Genomic DNA, 21,085 nt, shown 5'->3' on the forward strand with positions numbered 1-21,085 from the left:
ACGGGCTCCCCCGCCCGTCGGCGACAATTTCTCACCCGGCGCGGATCACTCGGCGTCGGGCCCGGTTCGAAGCGCTTCGAGGACCGCGAGCGATCGCTTCACGGCCGCGCCGTCCTCGACGAACACCAGCGTCCGCGGCGGGCGGACCGCCTTCGGTCGGACCCGGAGGCCCGCGGCCGCCGCGGCGTCGGCGACCGCGTCCGGGGCCGCGAGCGCCTCGATCCGCGCGCGGTCCGGCTGGACGTACACCTCGGCGACGGGGTCGCCGGCCTCGCGGGCGATCCGGTACGCCAGCGCGCCGTCCGGCGTCGGCTCGACGTCGCGGTCGGCGTCGGCGACGGTCAGCCCGCGGAGCCCACTCTCGTTGCCGGTCACCTCGGAGGCGAGCAGCTGCGCGATCCGGACGCCGTCGTCGAGGCGGTCGGCGACCATCTCACGCGACCTCCGGGTCGTCGGCGTCGGTCGGCTCCGCGGTCCCGTCGTCGCCCGCGTCGGCGGCGAGTGCCTCGCGCACGTCGGCCGCGAGCCGGTCGACCGCGGCGCCCTGCTCGCGGGCGTAGAGGACCGCGGCGGCCTCGATGGTGACCGCGAGCGCCCGCTGGCGCTCGTTGATCGCGGCGACCGCGCGCTGCTTCTCGACGCCGGCGGCGACGATGGCGTCGAGCGCGCTCTCGAAGGTGGACTGCTCGCGGAGGACGGACTCGTCGGGGACGAACCCCTCCGGGACGGTTACCTCCGCCGGGTCGAACTGCGGGACGAGGTCGCCGTCCTCGGACGCCAGCAGCCCCCGACCGACGGCGACGTCGACGAGCCGCTTCGCCTGGTCGGGCGAGAACCACTCCCGCTCCAAGGACAGCGCGACGACGAACTCCCCCTGGCCGAGCCGGTCCTGTGCCCGGGTTTTGAACGGGGCGGCGACGGCGACCTCCAGGCTCATGTGAGACGGACAGCGCGGCGGCCGCGTAAACGTGTCGAACGCGGGGCCGGTCGGTGCGCGCGTCAGTCAGTCGTCGCTGCCCGGCGCGGCGGCCGCGTCGGTCGCGGCGGGGTCGGCCGAGGCCGGGCTCGCGTCGAGCGTGTAGCCCGTCGCGGCCATGACGAACAGCACGAGCGGCGAGAGGAACGCGAACAGGTAGTACGGCGCGTACGCCAGCGTCGGCACGCCAGTGGCGCTCGCCATGAAGACGGCGCCGGCGTGCCACGGGAACAGCGCGCCGGTCGGCGTGCCGGCGGCCTCGACCGCGCGGGAGAGCTGGTCGGTGTCGAGCCCGAACTCGTCGTACGCGTTTCGGAGCGTGACGCCCGGGAGGACGATGCTCATGTACTGCTGGGAGGTGAGCGCGTTGATGAAGATCGCGGAGACGCCCGTCCCCCCGACGAGCAGGCCCGGGCTCCGCACGCCGGAGACGAACGCGTGGGCGATCACCGCGAGGACCCCGGTCCGCTCTAAGATTCCGCCGAGCGAGAGGGCGGCGACGACGACCGTGATCGTCCACGCGGAGCCGGTGAGCCCGCCGGTGGCGAGGAGGTCGTTCACCGTCTGGGACCCGGACTCCGGCGCGGTCCCGTACATGAATATCTCCCACGCGGCGACGAAGCCGGTTCCCTGGAGGAGCATCGTCGTGAACGCGCCGGCGAACACGCCGGCGACGAGGGTCGGGAGGGCGGCGTAGCCGCGCAGCGCCAGCCCGAAGGTGACGACGAGGGGGACGAACGCGAGGACGGTGATCGCGTACGCCTCCGTGAGTCCGCCCTGAATCGCCGCGATCTCGCCCGTCGGTATGTCGCCGCTCGTGCGGAGGCCGAGGGCGGCGAAGCCGACGACCGCGAGGCCGAAGGCGATCGCGGTGCCGGTCCGCATCCGGCGGATGTGCGCGTACAGGTCGGTGTTCGTGACGCCGGCCGCGAGGTTCGTCGTGTCGGAGAGCGGCGACTGCTTGTCGCCGGCGTACGCGCCCGAGAGGACGGCGCCGACCGTCATCGGCGCGGGAACGCCGAGCCCCGCGCCGATCCCGACGAAGGCGACGCCGAGCGTCCCGACCGTGGTCCACGAGGAGCCGATCGCGAACGCGACGACCGCGGCGAGCACCGCGGCCGCGGGGAGGAATATCGTCGGCGAGAGGAACTCCAACCCGTAGTACATCAGGCTGGGGATCGTGCCGGCGCTGACCCACGTGGCGATCAGCCCGTAGATGGTGAAGATGATGAGCAGCGCCTGGAGGCCCATCACGAGGCCGTTGGCGATGCCGTCGAAGAGGTCCTCCCAGTCGTAGCCGAGCCAGAGGCCGAAGGCGCCGACGAAGGCGATACTCCAGATGAGCGGCGGGTGCGGGTCGAGGCCGAGGAGGGCCGAGCCGATTCCGAGGAACGCCACGACGGCGAGGACCGGGACCAGCGCCGCCGCCAGGCTCGGGCGACGGTCGGGGTCGAGGTCCTCGTACGACGTCGGCGTGAACGAGCGTGCCATGAGCGGTTGTATTTCTCTGAAGCATAAATATATCTCGAAATATGAGCTTAGAAGATAACTATCGTTCATCACAGACGCGGCCCCTCGGCGCCGGCCGCTCCCGCTGTCCCCACAGACCCCGCGTCCGCCCGTGTGCCGCCGTGTCGCGGCGGTCCGCGAACGGACGCTCTTATACGCGTCGGCGGTGAAACGCGGGTAACAATGATATTTGAGGGCCTCCCGACGACTCCGCGCGCGGAGGAACTCGTCGACAAGGCGTTCTCGCGGGCGTCGCGGGCCGGGCGCGCGAAGCGCGGCCACGAGGCGCAGGAGTCGATGCTACGGACCGCCGGCAACGTGCTCTCCGACAACTTAGAGAACGTCGTCACCTCGTGGCCCGACTTCGGCTTCGACGTGGACCCGTTCTACTACGAGCTCGCCGACGCCATCGTCGACGTGGACCGCCTCCGGCAGGCGCTCTCGCAGGTGATGTGGGCCAGCCGCCAGATCGAGGACCTCCGCGACGAGTACACGACGAAGATCCGGGACGCCGACGTCGACACCGCGCGGAAACACCGGAAGCAGGCGTTCGCTCGCATGGCCGACGTAATGGACCAGATCGAAGACGACCTGCGATACATCGGCGACTCCCGGGACCAGCTGAAGGTCCTCCCGGAGATTAACCCCGACGAGCCCGCCATCGTCGTCGCGGGCTACCCGAACGTCGGGAAGTCGTCGTTCGTCAACCGCGTCACCCGCGCGTCGAACCAGATCGCGGAGTACCCGTTCACCACGAAGGGCGTCCAGATCGGCCACTTCGACCGGAACCACGTCCGGTACCAGATCGTCGACACGCCCGGCCTGCTCGACCGCCCGGAAGACGAGCGCAACGACATCGAGCGGCAGGCGGTGAGCGCCCTCGAACACCTCGCGGACGCGGTCGTCTTCGTCATCGACCCCGCCGGCGACTGCGGCTATCCCCTCGACGTCCAGTTGGAGCTGCGCGAGGAGGTCCGCGAGCTGTTCGGCGCCGACGTGCCGCTGCTCACGGTGGCGAACAAACACGACCGCTTCGAGGCGGTGAAGGCGGAGTCCGTCGACGCGACGATGAGCGTCACCGAGGATGAGAACGTCGAGGCCGTCCTCGACATGGCCGTCGACGCGGTCGGCTACGAGCCCGACCTCCCGACGCGAGACGGCGAGTAGTCCGGTCTCTTCTCCGACGGACGGTTGAAAAGCAGCCCGCAACCGGTCAGGCCGGGACGGCCTCGTAGACGACGTTCACCGAGACGCGCACGGTCACGTCGCCGGTCTGGACGCTCGTGGACGCGCCCCCGGCGTCGCCGCCGGCGGCCGCGTACCGCTCCGTGACGAACGGCGCCGAGCCGGACTGCGCCGTGGAGACGTCGTACACGCCGACTACTTCGAGGTCGCTCGCGTTCGCGAGGACGGCGGCGTCGTCGTCGGCGTTCGCCATCGCCGCCGTGATCGCCTCCTCGCGGAGCTCGCGCTCGCGCTCCTCGCTGAGGCCGAACCGGATCCGCTGGACCTGGTCGGCGCCCGCGTCGATCGCGACGTCGATGACCTCGCCGACGGCGTCGACCTCGTCGAGTTCGATCGCGTACTGGTGGACGCCCTCGTAGCGCGTCCGGTTCGGGTCGTCCCGGGTCTCGTAGCTCTCGCGCACGTCGTACCGCTCGGTGCGAATCGCCTCCTCGTCGAGCCCCCAGTCGGTCAGGGCCGCGCGGAGGTCGGCCTCGTCGGCGGCCAGCTCGTCGCGGACCGCCTCGGCGTCGCCGCCGGTCGCGGTGACCGCGATCCGGAGGGTGGCGCGGTCCGGGGCGGACGCCGCCTCGCCGGTGGCCGTCACCTCGATGCTCCGCTCCAGTTGCGCGTCGTCGCCGCCGGTCGGGGTGGCGGTGCCCGCGAACCCCGCACAGCCGGCCAGCGCGACGAGCGCCGCGATGCCGATGAGTGCCGTCAGTCGCCTGTTCATACGCGACCGTTCGCGCCCGGACGACGTATAAACCGCAGATAACGCAAAGAGCCGTTTTGCCTATCGGTCGCCGTCGCGCTCGGCGTCCGCCTCCTCCGCGGCCTCCTCGTCCGCCGCGTCGTGGTCCGCGACGAACGTGTCGTCGAGGTGCGGCTGCTCGTCCTCCGGGCCGTCGTCGTCTGCGGCGGAGGTCCCGTCGGCGTCGGCGGGCGCCCCGTCGGCGTCGGCGGACGCCCCGCCGACATCGGCGAGGGCGCCGTCCGCCTCGCCGTTCCCGGTCGCGTCCGCGTGGTCGCCGGCGTCCGCCTCGTGGTCCTCGATCGACCGCACGTCGGTCCCCGCCGACCGCTCCGGGTCGCGCTCGACCCCGGGAGACAGGTCGGTGGCCCGGCGACCGGAGCCGAACAGGCGCTCGCGCAGCGACCGGCTGCTCGGCCGCTCGGTGAGCAGCACCGAGGCGTCGACGTCGTGGATCACGTCGAGGTGGAGGGAGTTCGAGACGAGCCGCGAGAGCAGCCCCTTCTCCGTGGCGCCGATGATGACGAGCGTCTTGTCGGCGGCGGCCCGGCAGATCCCGTCCTCCACGTCGCCGCCGTCGTCGACGACGAGTTCGGCGTCGTCGAGCCCGTGTTCGTCGGCCCAGCCCGCGAGGAACGCCTCGCCGCGCGCCCTGTCGCTCGGGTCGTCGACGACGTGGAGCAGCGTCACCTCGGCGCCGGTCGTCTCGGCGAGCACCCGCGCCACCTCGGCGCTGAGCGCCGAGTCGGGGCCCCCGGAGGTCGGGATGAGGATCCGCGAGGTGTCCAGCTCGTGCTCGTTGAGGATGAGGAAGTCGCAGGGGAGCTGGTTGGTGAGCTCGTCGATCGGCCGCTCGGCGCGGGCGGCGCTCCACAGCTGGTCGTCGCCCCAGCCCATCAGCACGGCGTCGGGGCGGGTCCGGCGCGCCATGTTGAACATCTCCTCGAACGAGCGGTGCGAGACGACCGTCGAGGTCGACACGTCCACGTCGTAGTCGGCCGCGGTCGACCGGAGGTTCCCCATCCCCTCCGCGGAGACGTCCGCGATGCGACGCCCGGCGTCGCCGGAGGACAGCGACATGCGCTCGGGCGCCTGGACGACGTGGACGATGTGGACCACGCCGTCCTCGTGGCTGCTCGCGAGCCGCGCCGCGAGCTCGACGATCGGCCCGTCGGTCCGGGGGTTCGTGATCGGCACCATGATCCGGTACCCCTCGCCGGCGAACAGCGTGGCCTCGGTCGCGTCCAGGATGGGGACGTACGAGCGCCCGGCCGCGCGGCCGAACACCCACTCCGGGACGGTGAGGCGGCGGCTCATGCCCTCGAAGCGCGCCTCTTCGAGGCGCTCCTCGCTGGTCTGGAAGTAGTTGACGAGCGTGACGAGCACGACCCCGCCGATCGTGTTCCCGAGCAGCACTGGGAGGACGAACCCGACGAGCCCTGCGAGGAGGCTGATCTCGGCGCCGTACAGCGGGATACCGTCCTCGAAGAACAGGAAGAGGACCTCGGTGAAGGAGACGACCACGTGGAAGAGGTCGCCGAGCGGGATCGCGAGGAACGCGAGGTAGACGACGAGCATCCGGCTGACGGAGTCGGTGGAGGCGAAGCCGACCCAGACGACGCCGGCGACGATGAGCCCGGCCATCGCGGCCTTGAAGAACAGCGGTACGAAGTCGACGGCGAAGCCGCCCTGCGAGATGTACCGGGCCGCGTCGACGGTCTCGCCGGTGAAGACGCCGCCGTACGAGAGGACGAGGGCCCCGATCGCGCCGCCGACGAAGTTGCCCGCCAAGACGATCGACCAGTGGCGAAGCAGGGTCGGGAGGCTCGCGAGCCGTTCGAGCGTGAGCGCCACCGGCGGCAGCGTGTTCTCGGTGTACAGCTGGTAGCCGCCGATGATGATGTAGATGAACCCGAGCGGGTACAGCAGGACGCTCAGGATGGGGTGCGAGTCCGTCGCCGCCGTCAGCGACGCGTACAGCATGAACGTGATCGTGATCGCCAGCCCGGCGGCGAGCCCGCTGAAGAACAGCTCACGGCTCCCCGAGGTCACCTCCTCGTCCGCGGCCGCGATGATCCGCTGGAACACCTCGTCGGAGGAGAAGCGGTCCCGGACGGCCTCGCCGACCGCGGGCGCCCCGCTCCGGGACCGCTCGACGACCTCCCGCATGGAATCGTCGTCGGGTTGCTGTGAGTCGGTCACTGGCGGGTCTCACGGCACCCCCGTAAAAAGTAGTTCCTCTTCGCCCCACCGCGGCGTCCCGCCGCGCGCCGCCGGTCTCAGGCGCGTTCCACGGTCACCGTGCGGACCTCCACGTCGACCTCGCGGTCGACGACCGACTCGATCCGGTCGTCGAGCGCCGGCGCGGTCCCCGCGACGGTGCTGCCGGGCGGAACGCCGACGGTGACCACCACCCGGTCCGTTTCGAGCGGAGGGACGGTCCCCGTCCGCTCGACGCTCAGTTCGAGGAGCTCGAACTCGGAGTCGACCGCGGTCAGCTCGTCGGTGGCGGCCGCGCGGATGTCGGCCTCGGTGGTCGAGGCGACGTACGACTCGTAGGTGACGCCGCCGAGGAACACCGAGAGCAGCGCGATGGCGACCGCCAGCACGGCGACGCGCTTGAGGAACGCCGAGCGCGCGTCGTCCTCGCGGAACCACCGCTGGGGGCGGTACCCCTCGTACCACAACATTACGAGCGCCGAGAGGTTGATCGAGAGGACGTTCACGGCGACGATGACGCCCGCGCCGAGCACGAGCCGCGGGATCCGGAAGGCGATCCCGATCCCGACGGCGGCCGCGGGCGGGATGAGCGCCACCGCGATCATCACGCCGACGAGCGTCGCCGAGACGCCGGTCATCAGCGAGACGATGCCCGCGACCCCGGCGCCGACCGCGACGACCAACACGAGGACGTTCGGCGCGAGTCGCTCCGACACCTCCGCGAGCTCCAGCGGGTCGAGCCCGGGCGGGACCAAGGCGAGCGAGCGCAGCGCGAGCGCGAACAGCGTCGCCGCGAGGACCGCGACCGCGACGCCGACGACCTGCATCCGCACGCCCCGCCGGAACAGCGCCTCGTCGTCGACCACGGTGCCGATCGCGGCCGACATCGCCGGCCCGATGAGCGGCGCGATCACCATCGATCCGACCACGGTCGCGGGGGAGTCGAGCAGGAGCCCCGCCGTGGCGATCACCGCCGAGATGACGGTCATCAGCACGTAGGTCCCGAGCCCGGACGCGAGGTCGTCCGCCTTCGCCTGAAGCTCCTCGCGGGAGATCCGGTCGCCGCCGCGGTCGGCGTCTTCTTCGTACTGCTCCTCGAGCGCCTCGAACCGCCGCGAGATGACCGTCTCGGCCGCGACGATGACGGTGTAGGTGCTCTCGTCGATCCCGGCCTCCCGGAGTCGGTCGAGGACCGGCTCGACGGCGGCGGTCGGCAGCGGGAACGTCGCGACCGCGGTGTACTCCCGGCCGCTCGTCTCGTCGGTGACGACGTAGTCGACCCCCTCGTCGTCGAGCGCGCGGACGACCGCCGCCCGCTTGCCCGCCGGAATCATGACCTGAACGAGTCGCACGGTCCCCGGTCGCACCGGCGACCCTTATACTATCGGCACGCGGCGAGCGCCCCGGGCCACGAGAAACGGAACTTTAATGCGCGAATCGCTCGGACCTTCGGCCAAGAATGCTCTCGCCGCTGGTCATCGACACGTTCCTGCTCGACTACCACCTCGGGCACATCATCCTGTTCGGGCTCCTCGTGTCGCTCCTAGGGGCTGCGCCGCTGAAGTCACAGAAGGTCATCGCGTCGATCTTGGCCGTCTTCGGGGTCGTCTTCCTGATGGCGCCGTACACGACGATGCCGCCGACGTTCATCCTCCTCGGCGTCCCGCTCGTCCTCGTCGGCGCGCTGCTGTGGACGATGGCCCGGTAACACCGCTGACCGACCGCCGACCGCGCCGTCCGCTCGAACCGCCCGCGACGCCGCTTTCTCCCGTCTCTCTCCGCCCGACCGCGACCGATTCGGTCCCCGTCTCAGTATCTGTTCGATCCCGCTCCTTTTTGCTCCGGGGGGGACACTCCCCGCCATGGTAACGGTACGGGCCCCCGCGACGAGCGCGAACCTCGGGAGCGGCTTCGACGTGTTCGGGGCGGCCCTCTCGCGACCGGCGGACGTCGTCACGGTCGAGAAGGCGGCCGAGACGACGATCGAGGTCACGGGCGTCGGCGCGCAGTACATCCCGGAGGACCCCGAGAAGAACACCGTCGGCGCCGTCGTCGAGGCGCTCGACGCGCCCGCGCGGATCCACATCGACAAGGGCGTGCGCCCGGCCTCGGGGCTCGGCTCCTCGGCCGCGAGCGCGGCCGGCGCGGCGGTGGCGCTCAACCGGCTGTACGACCGCGGGCGCTCCCGGAAGGAGCTCGTCCCGATCGCGGCGGAGGGCGAGGCGGTCGTCTCCGGGGTCGCGCACGCGGACAACGTCGCCCCCTCGATCCTCGGCGGGTTCACCGTGACGACCGCCGAGGGGACCAGCTCGGTAGACGCGGCGGTCCCCCTCGTCGTCTGTCTCCCCGACGTGGCGGTCTCGACCCGCGACGCGCGCCGGGTCGTCCCCGAGAGCGCCTCGATGGAGGACCTCGTGGAGACCGTCGGCAACGCGGCGACGCTCGCGGTCGGCATGTGCCGCTCGGACCCGGCCCTCGTCGGGGCCGGCATGAGCGACCCCGTGGTCACGCCCGAGCGCGCCCGCCTCATCACCGGCTACGACGACGTCCGCGAGCGCGCCTTCGGCGCCGGCGCGACCGGCGTCACCGTCAGCGGCGCCGGCCCCGCCGTGATCGCCGCCTGCCGCGAGCGCGACCGCCGGGACGTCGCGGCCGCGATGCTCGACGGCTTCGCCGGCGCCGGTATCGAAGCGCGCGCGTACCAGACCCGGATCGGACGCGGCACGACCTTCCTCGACGGCTGACTGGGGGTGAGACGGTGCGGAGCGGCGCCCGCCGACCGCTCCGCCGACACTCCGGTACGCCGACGCCCGCCATCCTCACCGAAAGGGGTATATATACGCAGAAGGCTAGGATTAGACGAGTCTAATAATTGGATGTGGTATGTAATATGATATCCGACGCGGACGACGGACGGTCGGTGACGCGGCGCGACGCGCTTCGCATCGGCGGCGCGACGGCCCTGGCCGGGGCGGCCGGGTGTACGGCGCTGCCGAGCGCGCCGGTCGGGTCGGGACGCGCCGAGCGCGACGACGGCGGGCCGGTCGCCGTCGCCTCCTTCTTCAGCTTCTACGACTTCGGGCGAAAGGTCGCCGAGGGGACCCCGCTGACCGTCGAGAACCTCGTTCCGACGGGGCTCCACGGCCACGGCTGGGAGCCGAACGCGAGCATCACGCGGCGGATCGTCGAGGCGGACGCGTTCGTCCACGTCGGCGAGGACTTCCAGCCGTGGGCGGACCGCGCCATCCGGACGGTCGAGGCCGACGGGACGGACACCGCGCTGATAAACGCCCGCGAGGGCATCGACCTGGTGGACCTCGCGGCGTCGCTCGACCGCGACGAGGAGGGCGTCGGCGCCCAGCGCGGGAAGGACCCGCACTTCTGGTTGGACCCGCTCCGCGCGAAGCGGTCGGTCGACAACGTCGCCGAGGCGTTCGTGGACCTCGTCCCGGACCACGCCGAGACGATCCGCGAGAACGCGGCCCGGTACAAAAGCGAGGTGCTCGACCGCATCGACGCCGACTACGAGGCGATGTTCGAACGGTCGGACCGCGACGTGGTCCAGTTGGCCGCGCACAACGCCTTCCAGTACATCGGCGTGCGGTACGGCGTCCGGATGCGCCCGCTCGTCACGAGCCTCGCGGCGAGCGGCGACGTCAAGCCCGCGGACATCCGCGAGGCGACGCGAGTGATCCGCGAGAACGACATCCGGTACATCGCGAACGGCGTCTTCGAGTCGCAGCGCCCGGCCCAGCAGCTCGTCCGCGAGACCGCCGTCGAGGCGTACTTCCCGGTCACGCCGTACGCCGGGATCCGCGAGGAGTGGCTCGCGGAGGACTGGGGGTACGAGGAGATCGCGTACAACATCAACATGCCGACGTTCGAGATCGTCTTAGGGAACGAGACGCCCGAGGCCGCGGCGCCGACGGACGGGTGGGTCGAACAGTGGCGGAACTTCGAGCCGGTATGAGCGCGGACGACGCTGACCGGGGGGCGGTCGTCGAGCGCGCCGACCGCTCGGCCGAGGCCGGCGCCGCCGGCGCGGCGGAGCCGGTGATCGACCTCGCCGGCGTGACGTTCGGCTACACGGCGACGCCGGTCGTCGAGGACGTGTCGCTGACGGTCGATTCCGGCGAGTACGTCGCCGTCGTGGGGCCGAACGGCTCCGGCAAGTCGACGCTGATGCGGCTCATGCTCGGGCTGCTCGGGCCCGACGCGGGGACGGCCCGGCTGTTCGGCGAGGACGCGGCGGGGTTCGACGACGGCGAGCGGATCGGCTACGTCGCCCAGCAGGCCAGCGCCGCCCGGGACATGCCGATCACCGTCCGCGAGGTGGTGAAGATGGGCCGGTTCCCGTACCTCGGGCTCGACCGGCTGGCCGACGGCGCGCTCGCCGACGGGCTGTCCGACGACCCCGTCCGCACGGCGCGGTGGGCCGCGAACGTCGTCTCGGGCCGGCTCACGGCCGCCGACTGGGCGGTCGTCGACGACGCGCTCGCGACCGTCGGGATGGGCGCGTTCGCCGACCGGCGCGTCGGGCGGCTCTCCGGCGGCCAGCGCCAGCGGGTGTTCATCGCCCGGGCGCTGGCGGGCGAGGCCGACCTGCTCGTGTTAGACGAGCCGACCGTCGGCGTCGACGCCGAGTCCGTCGACGCGTTCTACGACCTGCTCGACGCGCTCAACGACGCGGGGATCACCGTGGTCCTCATCGAGCACGACCTCGGCGCGGTCGTCGAGCACGCCGACCGCGTCGTCTGTCTCAACCGCGAGGTCTACTTCGACGGCCCAACCGAGGAGTTCGTCGAGAGCGACGCCCTGGCGCGGGCGTTCGGGACCGAGGCGCGCTTCCTCGCCGGGGGTGCCGAATGAGCGACCCGCTGACCGCCGCGCTCGCCGCGTGGCTCCTCGCCGCGGCCGACCAGTCGCTGCCGCTCGCCGCGGGCTCGCAGCCGGCGGCGCTCGCGTTACAGGGCGGCCTCGCCGGCGTCGGGGAGGCCCTCTTCGCCGCCCTCCGCTGGGTGTTGGCCCAGTGGTACTGGCTGATGGACTGGGCGTACTACCTCTCCGGCCTGGAGATGCTGAACCCGCGCTACCGGTACATGCACCGGGCGGTGCTCGTCGGGCTCTGCGTGGGCGTGATGGCGCCGCTCATCGGCACCTTCCTCGTCCACCGCCAGCTCGCGCTGATCGGGGACGCGCTGGCGCACACGGCGTTCGCCGGGGTCGCGGTCGGCCTCTTCCTCAACGCCGTCATCGACCTCGGGGTGTCGCCGTACCTCACCGCGGTCGTCGTGGCGATGATCGCCGCGCTGTTCATCGAGCTCATCTCCGAGACGACCGACGCGTACAACGACGTCTCGATGGCGATCGTCCTCTCGACGGGGTTCGCGCTGGGGACGACGCTTATCAGCCTCAACGCGGGCGGGCTCGCGGTCGGCGTGAACCAGTTCCTCTTCGGGAGCCTCTCGACGGTGTCGCCCCAGAGCGCGGGGATCCTGCTCGTGCTGTTCGTCGTCATCGTCGGCACGGTCGCGGTGACCCGCAACCAGCTCCTCTACGTGACCTTCGACGAGACCGCGGCCGCCGTCTCCGGCATCTCCGTCAACTGGTACAACCGCGTGATGGTGATGCTGACGGCGATGGTCGTCGTCGGCGCGATGCAGATCATGGGCGTCATCCTCGTGGCGGCGATGCTCGTCGTGCCCGTCGCGGGCGCGACGCAGGTGTCCCGCAGCTTCACCGAGTCGCTCGTCGTCTCGGTCGTCTTAGCGGAGCTCGCGGTCCTCCTCGGTATCGGCGTCGCCTACTACGGCGGCGTCACCGCCGGCGGGGTGATCGTGCTCGTCGCCGTGGGCATCTACGTCTGCGCGGTCGCCGTCGGGAAGGTCCAGTCCGCCCGCGGCGGGCGGGAAGTCCCCGAGATGGAGAGCATCGAGACCGACGACGCGGCCCCGGACGCCGGAGCGGGGGGTGACTGACCGTGGCGGGCGACGAAAACGGCGTCGACGCGGGCGACGGGAACGGAGCGGGCGGAAGCCCCGAGACCGACGCCGACGACGGGCCCGGACCGAGGGCGTCGTCGGACGTCATCAGCGCGGTGATGGAGGACTACATCAAATCGATCTACGCCATCGAGCGCGACACCGGGGAGCGGGTGTCGACCTCGGCCCTCGCCGACTACCTCGAAGTCACCGCGCCGACCGTCTCCTCGATGGTGAAGAAGCTCGAAGAGCGGGGGCTCGTCGACCGCGAGGAGTACAAGGGCGTGACGCTCACCGAGGAGGGCGAGGTCGTCGCGTTAGAGATCCTCCGGCACCACCGGCTCTTGGAGGCGTTCCTGACCGAGCAGCTCGACTACAGCTGGGTCGACGTCCACGACGAGGCCGACAGGCTCGAACACCACGTCTCCGAGAAGCTGAGCGACCGCATCGCCGAGGCGCTCGGCAACCCGCCGGTCGACCCGCACGGCGACCCCATCCCCGACGCCGACCTCTCGCTGCCGACGGCGGGCGACACCGTCCGACTGGTCGACGCCGCCGAGGGCGACCGCGTCGTCGTCCGCCGGATCCGCCACCAGGGCGACGCCGAGCTGCGCTACCTCTCCGACGCCGGCGTCCGCCCGGGGGTCGAGCTCGCCGTCGTCGACGTGGCGCCGTTCGGGATGGTGACCGTCGAGACGCCGACGGGCGACCAGAGCCTCCCCGAGGAGATAGCGCGTCTCATCGAGGTCGAGCCCGTGGACGCCGCGAGCGACGGCTCCTGACGCTCGGCGCGAGGTAAGGACGAGCCGGACGCGAGGTAAGAATTGGCCGGACGCGAGGCCGAACACCGCCGTCGGCGCGGCTCAGTCGCGCTGAACGAACGGGCCCGAGCAGTCGTACTCGATCAGCTCGAACCGGTTCGCGGCCTCCACCGTCCCGTTGTAGGGGTTGGTTCGCTCGTACGACTGGTAGATAGTCACGTTCTCCACGGCCGTCTCGTGGGTGCGGTTCCACTCCCCGCAGAGGTAGTTCGCGAGGTACGAGCGGTGGTTCTCGTTGTCGGCGCCGTAGACGTTCTTCAGGTACTTCCGCCAGCGCGAGGTCGGATAGGTGGTCTCGGCGCGCGCCGGTCTGTCGAAGGTGACCGGGGCGTCGCGGAACACGTCCCGCTCGCTCCCGTCCTCGAGCGTGCCCGCCGCGACGTACCAGCGCGTCGTGTGTATCGGGTCGGGGGCGAACATCTGCCACGACTGGTCCATCTCGGCGGCGTCTAGGGCCTCGTCGGCGGGCTCCGGCACCTCGGCGTAGCCGACCGACGCCGCGCTCGATAAGAGGATCAACACGAGGAAGACGTACGGCAGGACCGTCGTGAAGAGGACGCGCCCGCGGGCGAGGCCCGCGCCGAGGTCGCTGCCGCGGACGGAATCAAGGCGTTCAGACGCGGCCGGGCGGGGGAGCGACGGGCCGGCGGAGAGCGCGGTCCGCGCGAGGGACTCGGAGCGGGCCTTCCAGCGCGCGAGCGGCGCCGACAGGTTCAGGCGGTCGGCTACCCGTTTGAGGGCGTCCCAGACGGGCGTCTGGAGGAACGGGATGAAGCCGACGACGACGATTATCGGGAAGAGGCCGACCCGTATCGTGACCGCCATCCCGAGGTGCATGCCGACGAACAGCGAGGCGAGGCCGGCGCGCAGGAGCCCGGTCAACAGGAGCAACAGCGGCGACGCGAACAGCAGCGCGACCCACAGGACCGTGAACACGCGCAGGAGGCCGGTGAAATCGGCGAGGTACGCGCCGAGCAGGTAGGTGAACTGGTCGGCCTGCATGACGTACGCGACCGCCTCTCCGCTCATCCAGGGCTCGCTCGCGAACTTGTGGACGGCGTTCGTCAGGTACATCACGAGGATCTGTAGCAGCACCGCCATCGTGGCGACGCTCGCCACGGCGGTCCCGCCCGAACTCGGTGACGGCGAATCGCCGTCGCCGCCGCCCTCGCGGTCGGCGCGCCTGACGGCGTCGACCGACCAGCGCGCGCCGAGCGGGAGGAAGACGCTCCAGAACAGCAGCATGCGGAGCAGGGTGTCGCCCGAGTTCAACACCATCGGGTTGCGGGCGTGGAGCGAGACCAGCAGCAGCCACGAGGCGATCGTCGCGAGCCGCGTCCGGTACCCGACGGCCAGCGAGAGGGCGAGGGCGCCCGCGAGCGCGAACAGCAGGGCGACGGCCCACGGCTCGCCGGAGAGCGCGTGGAGCGAGTTGTTCGTCGCGTAGTCGGAGGCGAACGCTCGGAGCGGCAAGACGCCGGCGTCGGTGTAGAAGGCGGTGAACGAGCGTGAGCGGAGGAGCAGGTCGACGATCAACAGGGTTCCGAGCCCGATCCGGAACGCGGCCAGCGCGCGGCGGTCGACCGAGACGCGCGCGGCGACGGCGTCTCCGAGGCGTCGGACGGCCGCCGAGAGCCGCGACCGGGCGGTCGAGTCGGAGGGGGTTCCAGCCATAGTCTTGCGTTCCAACTTGTTGGTGACGACGAGGAACGCGTATAAGTTTTCCGTGCGACGGCACCGTCGTCGCCTCGCGCCGCCTCCACCGGAATCCTGAACTGCGACGGCCGCGTACGTCCGTCAGGCAATGGACGAGGACATCCCGGACGACGCCGCCGTCGTGCTCTTCGACGGCGTTTGTAACCTCTGTAACGGGTTCGTACAGTTCGTCCTCCCCCGCGACCCGGAGGGGAAGTACCGGTTCGCCTCGCTCCAGTCCGACGTGGGACGGTCGCTGCTGGCGGAACACGACCTCGCGACCGACGAGCTGGACTCGGTCGTCCTGATCGAGGACGGCGAGAGCTACGTGAAGTCGGCGGCGATCATCCGGATCGCGACGGGGCTCGGCGGGGCCTACCGGCTGCTTTCCCCGTTCCGGTTCGTGCCGCGAGCGGTCCGGGACCGCGCGTACGACTTCGTCGCCGACAACCGGTACCGCTGGTTCGGGAAGAAGGACCGGTGTATGATGCCCCCGGGCGACGCCGAGTCGCGGTTCTTAGAGTGAGCGGCGGTCCGAGGGCGAGCGCAAGCCACGTCTCGGCGGTCCTCACTCCGGATCGCGTCGCTCGTAGGTGACGAACGCGAGGTCGCCGTCGGTCTCGCGGTCGCGCTCGGCCCACGCGTCGGCGTCCCACTCCGGGAAGCGGGTGTCGCCCGCCGGTCGCTCCGGGATCTCCGTGATGACCATCCGGTCGGCGCGGTCGAGGTAGGCCGCGTAGACGGTCGCGCCCCCGATGACGTAGACGGCGTCGACCCCGCGCTCGGCGGCGTCGGCGGTCGCTCGCGAGAGCGCGGACTCGACGTCGTGCGCGACGACCGCGCCGTCGGCGAGGTCGGCGTCGCCGATCGAACGCGTCGTCAACACGACGTTCGTCCGGTCGGGGAGCGGCCCGCCGATCCGCTCGGCGATGCGCTCGTACGTCTTCCGGCCGACGATCACCGGGTGCCCGGTCGTGAGCCGCTTGAAGTGCGCGAGGTCGGCGGGGTAGTGCCACGGCATCCCGCCGCCGTCGCCGATCACGCCGTTGTCCGCGACGGCGGCGACGAGTACCACGTCCGGATCGGCGTCGCCCTCCGATTCGGGCGCGTCGGCGTCGCGCTCCGACCCGGGCGCGTCGGCGTCCCCCATCACTCCGCGACCGCGAACGAGATGCCGTCCGCGGAGTCGTAGTCGACCACCGAGACGTCCTCGTAGGTGAGCTCGTCGAGGGGCTTGTCCGCGATCTCGATCCGCGGTCGGTCGCGCGGCGTCCGCGAGAGCTGTTCGAGGAGGCCCGGGACGTGGTCGTACCCCTCCTGGCCGTTGGGCTCGTCCGGCGCGGTCCGCTCGACCCAGCTTTTCACGTCGAGGTACGCCTCCTTGCTCTCGACGTTCGCGAGCCGCTCTTGGACGTACCTGAGGTTGTTCGCGTACCACTTCCCGCGGTCGCCGCGGCCGCAGTAGACGTGCGCGTCGACGACGGTGTGCCCGAACTCCCCGACCTCGAAGCCGGTCCGCTGGGCGAGCGCGTTCGCGAGCAGCGCGTACGCGGCGATGTTGAACGGGACGCCGAGCGCGATGTCGCCCGAGCGCTGCGTGAGGTGGAGGTTGAGCCGGCCGTCCTGGACGTTCACCACGAAGGTGTAGTGACACGGCGGCAGCGTCGAGACGGCGGCGTTCGCCGGGTGCCACGCGTTCACGACCATCCGGCGCGAGTGGGGGTTCTCCTCCAGCGTGTCGAGGACGTACTGGATCTGGTCGAAGGTCCGTCGGGTCGTCCCGTCGGCGTCCTCCTCGACGGTGACCCAGCGGTGCGCGTCGTCCGGCCACGTCTCGCCCGGGAGCGCGGCGTCGTCCTCCGGGACCGGATAGCGGCGCCAGAACCGACCGTAGGCGGTGTCGAGCGTCCCCTCCTCGTCGGCCCACGCGTCCCAGATCTTCGTCTCCTCGCGGAGGTTTCGGATGTGCTCCTCGCCCGAGAGGTACCACAGCACCTCGTGGATGAGCGAGTTCCACCGGTAGCCGTCCATCTTCTTCGTGGTCAGGAGCGGGAACCCCTCCGCGAGGTCGACGGTGTACTGCCCGCTGAACGTCGCGATGGTGTCGACGCCGGTTCGGTTCGGTTTGTACGTGCCGGACGAGAGCGCGTCGTCGACGAGGTCGAGGTACTGTTGCATGGTGGGTTCCGCGCGCCGGGACGGGCGGTCGCCGGCGCGGACTGTTATCGACTGGTGTGCGGCGGGGAAAGTAAGCGCTTGGTTCCCGGAGTTCGCCGGGGGGTCACCGGTACCGCTCGGGGAGATACGGGTCGAGCGACGACGGGAGCAGCGGGATCACGGCCGCCGCCATCTCTGCGAGCCGCCGGCGGAGCGCGGTGTACACGACCGCGACGGCCAGCGTCCCGATCACGACCGCGCGGAGCGGGGGGTCGACCAGCACGAGCAGCGGGACCGAGAGCCCGACCGAGAGGGCGAGGTCCTCGACGGCCCCGTCGTACCGGACGCCGCGCCGCGGGGCGACCCACGTCTCGCGGTGGTGGTCGTACACGGCGCGGTCGGAGTTCCCCTCCCACGGGCGGAGCTCCAAGCCGCCGCCGTACATGTCGGCGACGCTGTGGAGCGCCGCGCCGAGGAGGAAGAGCGCGACGGCGACGGTGAGCGCCGACTGCGCGACCGCGGCCGCGACGAGCGCCGGGACGGAGAGGACCGAGTAGTAGACGGGGTAGTGGAGGGTCCGCCGGTGACCGGTGTACATGTCGAGGTCGGGGACGAGCCCGCCGAGGAACCCGGCGACCAGCCCCACCGGCGCCAGTTCCGGCGCGACGCGCACCAGCGGGGCCGCGAGCAGCATCCCCGCCAGCACGTGGGTCGGAAGCATCATCGTACCGGAACGCAGGCGACAGAAACATATGAGCGTGTCGGCGCGGCGGTCGGGGGCCCGCACCCGCGTCGACGGCCTCTTCGGCCGCCGCAGCCGTCGTTTCGCGGTCCGTTTATACCTCGTCGCGCGAACCGGGGCGTATGCTCATGACGCCGGGGCCGACCGCGGTCCCAGAGCCCGTGCGCGAGACGATGTCCCGCGAGCTGATCAACCCCGACGTGGACCCGCGGTTCCGGGAGATATACGACCGCCTCACGGAGCGGCTCGCGACCGTGTACGGCGTCGACGCGGCCGACGCCGCCGGGAGCGGCGCGTCGCGCGACGTGGTCGTCCTCGGCGGCGAGGGGATCCTCGGACTGGAGGCGGCCGTCGCGTCGCTCGTCGAGCCGGGCACCGAGGTCCTGTGCCTGTCGAACGGGCTCTACGGCGAGGGGTTCGCCGACTTCGTCGGGTCGTACGGCGGCGACCCGACGCTCGTGGCCGCCGAGCACGACGAGCCGCTGCCGCTCGACGCGCTCGACGATGCGCTGGCGGCCGACGACGCCGACGTCGACCTCGTCACGATGGTCCACTGCGAGACGCCGACGGGGACGCTCAACGACGTCGAGGCCGCGCTCGACCGGATCGAGGCGGCGGCCCCGAGGGCCCTGACGGTCGTCGACGCCGTCTCCTCGCTCGGCGGGGTCGAAGTCCCGACCGACCGGATCGACGTGTGCCTCGGCGCGTCCCAGAAGTGTTTCAGCGCGCCGCCGGGGCTGGCGACCGCCGCGGTGAGCGACCGCGCCTGGGCCGCGATGGAGGCCCGAGACCCGCACTCGCTGTACGCGAACTTCCTCCCGTTCCGCGACGTGAGCGACGGGTTCCCGTACACGCACCTCACGACCGAGGTCGTCGCGCTCGACGCCGCGCTCGGACTCCTGCTCGAAGAGGGGCTCGACGCCGTCCGCGAGCGACACGCGGCGGCCGCCGCGCGGTGCCGGGAGCGCGGCGCGGAGCTAGGCTTAGCGCCCGTGCCGAACCCCGAGCGCAGCTCTCCGACGGTGACCGCCTTCGAGGTGCCCGGGCGGGCCGAGGCGCTCCGAGAGCGGCTGCGCGAGGAGCACGACGTGGTCCTCGCGACGGGGCTCGGCGAGGGGTCGGAAGATGTCCTCCGCGTGGGACACATGGGCCACAACGCGCGGGTCGATCGGGTCGAGGAGGCGATGGACGCGCTCGCCGCGGTGCTGTGAGCGCGGGGTGAGAACACGTCGCACGCCGCCAGAACGTTGAACCGTCGCGCGACGGGGCGTCCGCACATGGCGTCGCCACGCGAGGCGATCCGGGAGCGGGGCTGGACGGTCGAACACGTTCCCCACGAGGAGATAGCGAAGTACAACGCCTGCTACCGCGTCGTTCTCGACGGCGAGCTCATCTATCCGCCCGCGGCCGACGACCTCGGAATCCCGCGCAACGAGATCTGGGTCTCCGAGAAGTGGGCGAAGTACGACCGGTTCATCCTCTACCACGAGCTCAGGGAGATCGAACACCGCGCCGCAGGTCACGACAAGGCGACGGCCCACGAGCTCGCGGAGCGCGACGAGCGCTCGCTGTGGCTGGACAACCCTCGCTGGCGGGTAATGAACGCCGAGTGGGACGAGGGGCGGGCGCACCTCCCGTTCCCGGGCGAGTAGGGGCTCAGTCGCGGGGTTCCCACAGCAACAGCGCGGTCCCGGAGAGCGACACCGACACCCCGAACAGGATCGCGCCGAGGTATCCGACCGCGACGGAGCCGATATCAGCTGTCTGCGAGTGGTACCTGTCGGTCACGTGTGCGTAAAGCACGAATGGTGCCGGCCGCGCTGATCGGCAGACCGGCCGCGTTCACCGCCAGTCCGAGCCGCTTCATGCCACGCCCGAGTCGTTTCGGGTCCCCGTTACAACGGGTGACGTCCGGCGATGACGGCGATCACCCGCCTCCGGAACGCCCTTGCGTCCGGCCGAGGAACGTTCGGGCGACATGAACCACCGCGAACTCGGAGACGTCGGCGCGGTCAGCGAGGTCGGCTACGGCGCCTGGCAGATCGGCGGCGACTGGGGCGAGGTCACGGAGGCGGAGGCGGTCGCGGCCGTCGAGGCCGCCCGCGACACCGGGGTCGACTTCTTCGACACCGCCGACGTGTACGGCGACGGCCGGTCGGAGCGGATCGTCGGCGAGACGCTCGCGGACGAGGTCGCCGCGGGCGACGTGACCGTCGCGACGAAGGCCGGCCGCCGGCTCGACCCGCACGAGGCGGACGGCTACGCGGAGGCGAACCTCCGGCGGTTCGTCGACCGCTCCCGGGAGAACCTCGGGATGGACACGCTCGATCTGGTCCAGCTTCACTGCCCGCCCACGGACGTGTACTACCGGCCGGAGACGTTCGACGCGCTCGACGCGCTCGCGGACGAGGGGCGGATCGCGAGCTACGGCGTCAGCGTCGAGCGCGTCGAGGAGGGGCTGAAGGCGATCGAGTACCCGGGCGTCGAGACGGTCCAGATCATCTTCAATCCCTTCCGGCAGCGGCCCGCCGAGCTGTTCTTGGAGGAGGCCGCCGCGCGCGACGTGGGCGTCATCTGCCGGGTGCCGCTCGCGTCCGGGCTGCTCACGGGCGCGCTCTCGCGCGACGCCGAGTTCCCCGAGGACGACCACCGCAACTACAACCGCGAGGGCGACGCCTTCGACGTGGGCGAGACGTTCGCGGGCGTCCCCTTCGGGGCGGGCCTCGACGCGGTCGACGCGCTCGGCGAGCGCCTGCCGGACGACCGCCCGCTGCCCGAGTTCGCGCTGCGCTGGATCCTCGACCACGACGCCGTCTCGACGGTGATCCCGGGGTCGACGACGCGCGAGCACGTCCGGGCGAACGCGGCCGCGAGCGAGGCGCCCCCGCTCTCCGACGCCGAGCGCGACGCCGCGAGCGAGGTGTACGACGAGCACGTCCGCGAGCACGTCCACCAGCGCTGGTGAGCGCCGCCGGGGGCCGGCGAGCGCGACGCGGAACGGTCCGTGCC

The 21,085-nt window shown here is 71.5% G+C and carries 22 protein-coding genes; 11 read left to right on the top strand and 11 right to left on the bottom strand.

Features of this window, described 5'->3' with window-relative positions; genetic code table 11:
* Positions 1 to 45 precede the first annotated feature (45 nt).
* The 3 genes from DVK06_RS06705 to DVK06_RS06715 all read right to left on the bottom strand — a co-directional run bounded on the left by DVK06_RS06705 (position 46) and on the right by DVK06_RS06715 (position 2,467).
* Positions 46 to 432, bottom strand: a complete 387-nt coding sequence (locus DVK06_RS06705) for a hypothetical protein (protein ID WP_121599748.1) — start codon at positions 430 to 432, stop codon at positions 46 to 48.
* A 1-nt stretch (position 433) separates the two neighbouring features.
* A complete protein-coding gene (locus DVK06_RS06710; RefSeq protein WP_199236369.1) occupies positions 434 to 937 on the bottom strand; it encodes a DUF2240 family protein in 504 nt (167 codons plus the stop codon).
* A 66-nt stretch (positions 938 to 1,003) separates the two neighbouring features.
* Positions 1,004 to 2,467, bottom strand: coding sequence for a Na+/H+ antiporter NhaC family protein (locus tag DVK06_RS06715; RefSeq protein ID WP_053771012.1), 1,464 nt, complete (start codon positions 2,465 to 2,467; stop codon positions 1,004 to 1,006).
* 201 nt (positions 2,468 to 2,668) lie between these two features.
* Between DVK06_RS06715 and DVK06_RS06720 the strand changes: the two genes are divergently transcribed.
* Complete coding sequence (locus DVK06_RS06720; protein ID WP_121599749.1) at positions 2,669 to 3,652, top strand: NOG1 family protein; 984 nt, start codon at positions 2,669 to 2,671, stop codon at positions 3,650 to 3,652.
* Between the two features lie 46 nt (positions 3,653 to 3,698).
* Here DVK06_RS06720 and DVK06_RS06725 read toward each other — a convergent pair whose 3' ends face one another.
* From DVK06_RS06725 to DVK06_RS06735, 3 genes are all read right to left on the bottom strand, one after another.
* The gene (locus DVK06_RS06725; protein WP_121599750.1) at positions 3,699 to 4,442 is read right to left on the bottom strand and encodes an SIMPL domain-containing protein; all 744 of its coding nucleotides are present in this window, start codon (positions 4,440 to 4,442) and stop codon (positions 3,699 to 3,701) included.
* 60 nt (positions 4,443 to 4,502) lie between these two features.
* The gene (locus tag DVK06_RS06730) at positions 4,503 to 6,662 is read right to left on the bottom strand and encodes a formate/nitrite transporter family protein (RefSeq protein WP_121599751.1); all 2,160 of its coding nucleotides are present in this window, start codon (positions 6,660 to 6,662) and stop codon (positions 4,503 to 4,505) included.
* Positions 6,663 to 6,739: 77 nt separating this feature from the next.
* Complete coding sequence (locus tag DVK06_RS06735; RefSeq protein WP_053771484.1) at positions 6,740 to 8,014, bottom strand: TIGR00341 family protein; 1,275 nt, start codon at positions 8,012 to 8,014, stop codon at positions 6,740 to 6,742.
* Between the two features lie 125 nt (positions 8,015 to 8,139).
* Between DVK06_RS06735 and DVK06_RS06740 the strand changes: the two genes are divergently transcribed.
* The 6 genes from DVK06_RS06740 to DVK06_RS06765 all read left to right on the top strand — a co-directional run bounded on the left by DVK06_RS06740 (position 8,140) and on the right by DVK06_RS06765 (position 13,443).
* Positions 8,140 to 8,388 carry a hypothetical protein gene (locus DVK06_RS06740; RefSeq protein ID WP_053771008.1) on the top strand — a complete coding sequence of 83 codons (249 nt, stop codon included), beginning with the start codon at positions 8,140 to 8,142 and terminating at the stop codon, positions 8,386 to 8,388.
* Between the two features lie 154 nt (positions 8,389 to 8,542).
* Positions 8,543 to 9,424, top strand: coding sequence for a homoserine kinase (locus DVK06_RS06745; protein ID WP_121599752.1), 882 nt, complete (start codon positions 8,543 to 8,545; stop codon positions 9,422 to 9,424).
* Positions 9,425 to 9,600: 176 nt separating this feature from the next.
* Positions 9,601 to 10,650: a metal ABC transporter substrate-binding protein gene (locus tag DVK06_RS06750; RefSeq protein ID WP_121599840.1), complete on the top strand. Its 1,050-nt coding sequence runs from the start codon at positions 9,601 to 9,603 to the stop codon at positions 10,648 to 10,650.
* Positions 10,647 to 11,549 (top strand): metal ABC transporter ATP-binding protein, encoded by a 903-nt coding sequence (locus DVK06_RS06755; protein ID WP_121599753.1) that lies wholly within the window; start codon positions 10,647 to 10,649, stop codon positions 11,547 to 11,549. The genes DVK06_RS06750 and DVK06_RS06755 overlap by 4 nt, the downstream gene beginning before the upstream one ends.
* On the top strand, positions 11,546 to 12,658 hold the full coding sequence (locus DVK06_RS06760; protein WP_053771004.1) for a metal ABC transporter permease: 1,113 nt from the start codon (positions 11,546 to 11,548) through the stop codon (positions 12,656 to 12,658). Before DVK06_RS06755 ends, DVK06_RS06760 begins: the two co-directional genes overlap by 4 nt.
* A gap of 122 nt (positions 12,659 to 12,780) precedes the next feature.
* Positions 12,781 to 13,443, top strand: coding sequence for a metal-dependent transcriptional regulator (locus DVK06_RS06765; RefSeq protein ID WP_121599841.1), 663 nt, complete (start codon positions 12,781 to 12,783; stop codon positions 13,441 to 13,443).
* An 81-nt stretch (positions 13,444 to 13,524) separates the two neighbouring features.
* Here DVK06_RS06765 and DVK06_RS06770 read toward each other — a convergent pair whose 3' ends face one another.
* Positions 13,525 to 15,156 (bottom strand): HTTM domain-containing protein, encoded by a 1,632-nt coding sequence (locus DVK06_RS06770; protein ID WP_121599754.1) that lies wholly within the window; start codon positions 15,154 to 15,156, stop codon positions 13,525 to 13,527.
* Positions 15,157 to 15,286: 130 nt separating this feature from the next.
* On the opposite strand from DVK06_RS06770, the gene DVK06_RS06775 reads away from it, so the two are divergent.
* Complete coding sequence (locus DVK06_RS06775; protein ID WP_121599755.1) at positions 15,287 to 15,703, top strand: thiol-disulfide oxidoreductase DCC family protein; 417 nt, start codon at positions 15,287 to 15,289, stop codon at positions 15,701 to 15,703.
* Between the two features lie 42 nt (positions 15,704 to 15,745).
* Here the strand turns inward: DVK06_RS06775 and DVK06_RS06780 are convergent, their stop codons facing one another.
* The 3 genes from DVK06_RS06780 to DVK06_RS06790 form a co-directional block, all read right to left on the bottom strand.
* Positions 15,746 to 16,327: a dihydrofolate reductase gene (locus DVK06_RS06780; RefSeq protein WP_121599756.1), complete on the bottom strand. Its 582-nt coding sequence runs from the start codon at positions 16,325 to 16,327 to the stop codon at positions 15,746 to 15,748.
* Positions 16,327 to 17,355 (bottom strand): thymidylate synthase, encoded by a 1,029-nt coding sequence (thyA, locus tag DVK06_RS06785; RefSeq protein WP_121599757.1) that lies wholly within the window; start codon positions 17,353 to 17,355, stop codon positions 16,327 to 16,329. Before thyA ends, DVK06_RS06780 begins: the two co-directional genes overlap by 1 nt.
* A 103-nt stretch (positions 17,356 to 17,458) precedes the next feature.
* A complete protein-coding gene (locus DVK06_RS06790) occupies positions 17,459 to 18,055 on the bottom strand; it encodes a metal-dependent hydrolase (protein WP_199718604.1) in 597 nt (198 codons plus the stop codon).
* 143 nt (positions 18,056 to 18,198) lie between these two features.
* Between DVK06_RS06790 and DVK06_RS06795 the strand changes: the two genes are divergently transcribed.
* Both DVK06_RS06795 and DVK06_RS06800 read left to right on the top strand, forming a co-directional pair.
* Positions 18,199 to 19,287 carry an alanine--glyoxylate aminotransferase family protein gene (locus DVK06_RS06795; RefSeq protein WP_121599759.1) on the top strand — a complete coding sequence of 363 codons (1,089 nt, stop codon included), beginning with the start codon at positions 18,199 to 18,201 and terminating at the stop codon, positions 19,285 to 19,287.
* Between the two features lie 66 nt (positions 19,288 to 19,353).
* Positions 19,354 to 19,728, top strand: coding sequence for a hypothetical protein (locus tag DVK06_RS06800; protein WP_053770954.1), 375 nt, complete (start codon positions 19,354 to 19,356; stop codon positions 19,726 to 19,728).
* 4 nt (positions 19,729 to 19,732) lie between these two features.
* Here DVK06_RS06800 and DVK06_RS06805 read toward each other — a convergent pair whose 3' ends face one another.
* Positions 19,733 to 19,879 carry a hypothetical protein gene (locus DVK06_RS06805; RefSeq protein ID WP_233561630.1) on the bottom strand — a complete coding sequence of 49 codons (147 nt, stop codon included), beginning with the start codon at positions 19,877 to 19,879 and terminating at the stop codon, positions 19,733 to 19,735.
* 175 nt (positions 19,880 to 20,054) lie between these two features.
* Between DVK06_RS06805 and DVK06_RS06810 the strand changes: the two genes are divergently transcribed.
* Positions 20,055 to 21,041, top strand: a complete 987-nt coding sequence (locus tag DVK06_RS06810; protein WP_121599760.1) for an aldo/keto reductase — start codon at positions 20,055 to 20,057, stop codon at positions 21,039 to 21,041.
* The last annotated feature ends 44 nt before the right edge of the window (positions 21,042 to 21,085 follow it).

Source organism: Halorubrum sp. Atlit-28R, from assembly GCF_003665955.1.
GTDB lineage: Archaea > Halobacteriota > Halobacteria > Halobacteriales > Haloferacaceae > Halorubrum > Halorubrum tropicale.

Bases quoted from the DNA above. Each gene is read 5' to 3' on its own strand.
- DVK06_RS06705 (WP_121599748.1), bottom strand. From the start codon at position 432: ATGGTCGCCGACCGCCTCGACGACGGCGTCCGGATCGCGCAGCTGCTC.
- DVK06_RS06710 (WP_199236369.1), bottom strand. From the start codon at position 937: ATGAGCCTGGAGGTCGCCGTCGCCGCCCCGTTCAAAACCCGGGCACAG.
- DVK06_RS06715 (WP_053771012.1), bottom strand. From the start codon at position 2,467: ATGGCACGCTCGTTCACGCCGACGTCGTACGAGGACCTCGACCCCGAC.
- DVK06_RS06720 (WP_121599749.1), top strand. From the start codon at position 2,669: ATGATATTTGAGGGCCTCCCGACGACTCCGCGCGCGGAGGAACTCGTC.
- DVK06_RS06725 (WP_121599750.1), bottom strand. From the start codon at position 4,442: ATGAACAGGCGACTGACGGCACTCATCGGCATCGCGGCGCTCGTCGCG.
- DVK06_RS06735 (WP_053771484.1), bottom strand. From the start codon at position 8,014: ATGATTCCGGCGGGCAAGCGGGCGGCGGTCGTCCGCGCGCTCGACGAC.
- DVK06_RS06740 (WP_053771008.1), top strand. From the start codon at position 8,140: ATGCTCTCGCCGCTGGTCATCGACACGTTCCTGCTCGACTACCACCTC.
- DVK06_RS06745 (WP_121599752.1), top strand. From the start codon at position 8,543: ATGGTAACGGTACGGGCCCCCGCGACGAGCGCGAACCTCGGGAGCGGC.
- DVK06_RS06755 (WP_121599753.1), top strand. From the start codon at position 10,647: ATGAGCGCGGACGACGCTGACCGGGGGGCGGTCGTCGAGCGCGCCGAC.
- DVK06_RS06760 (WP_053771004.1), top strand. From the start codon at position 11,546: ATGAGCGACCCGCTGACCGCCGCGCTCGCCGCGTGGCTCCTCGCCGCG.
- DVK06_RS06765 (WP_121599841.1), top strand. From the start codon at position 12,781: ATGGAGGACTACATCAAATCGATCTACGCCATCGAGCGCGACACCGGG.
- DVK06_RS06770 (WP_121599754.1), bottom strand. From the start codon at position 15,156: ATGGCTGGAACCCCCTCCGACTCGACCGCCCGGTCGCGGCTCTCGGCG.
- DVK06_RS06775 (WP_121599755.1), top strand. From the start codon at position 15,287: ATGGACGAGGACATCCCGGACGACGCCGCCGTCGTGCTCTTCGACGGC.
- DVK06_RS06780 (WP_121599756.1), bottom strand. From the start codon at position 16,327: ATGGGGGACGCCGACGCGCCCGGGTCGGAGCGCGACGCCGACGCGCCC.
- thyA (WP_121599757.1), bottom strand. From the start codon at position 17,355: ATGCAACAGTACCTCGACCTCGTCGACGACGCGCTCTCGTCCGGCACG.
- DVK06_RS06790 (WP_199718604.1), bottom strand. From the start codon at position 18,055: ATGCTTCCGACCCACGTGCTGGCGGGGATGCTGCTCGCGGCCCCGCTG.
- DVK06_RS06795 (WP_121599759.1), top strand. From the start codon at position 18,199: ATGCTCATGACGCCGGGGCCGACCGCGGTCCCAGAGCCCGTGCGCGAG.
- DVK06_RS06800 (WP_053770954.1), top strand. From the start codon at position 19,354: ATGGCGTCGCCACGCGAGGCGATCCGGGAGCGGGGCTGGACGGTCGAA.
- DVK06_RS06810 (WP_121599760.1), top strand. From the start codon at position 20,055: ATGAACCACCGCGAACTCGGAGACGTCGGCGCGGTCAGCGAGGTCGGC.